We start from the raw sequence: 262 nt of genomic DNA on the forward strand, positions 1-262 counted from the left end.
GCCTCATCCGCCAAGGCACGGCCGGCGCAGATTTCCGTCCACAACTGCGCCGCCGTGCTGCAGGGGCGGGAGTTGACCTCGATTTGTTCCTGCTTGAACTCTGACTTCAGCGAAGGTCCGGCGTCTGGATCCGCCTCAGCCAGGGCGGCGATGTCCAGTATGCTGCCGGCCAAGGCCAGCGGCGTACCCGCGAGGGGATCTGCAATCAGCAGTTCCTCTTCCACCCCGAACGTCCGCATAGCCGCCCCTCCCGACGATGATC

The 262-nt window shown here is 65.3% G+C and carries 1 protein-coding gene; it reads right to left on the minus strand.

Annotated elements, in window-relative coordinates:
* Nucleotides 1-239 (minus strand): glutamate-cysteine ligase family protein (locus SB847_RS21395; protein WP_410578671.1); only part of this gene is annotated, 239 nt, incomplete at its 3' end.
* Nucleotides 240-262: the final 23 nt, after the last annotated feature.

Source organism: Bacillus sp. SIMBA_026, from assembly GCF_046535335.1.
Taxonomy (GTDB): Bacteria; Bacillota; Bacilli; order Bacillales; family Bacillaceae; genus Bacillus; species Bacillus velezensis.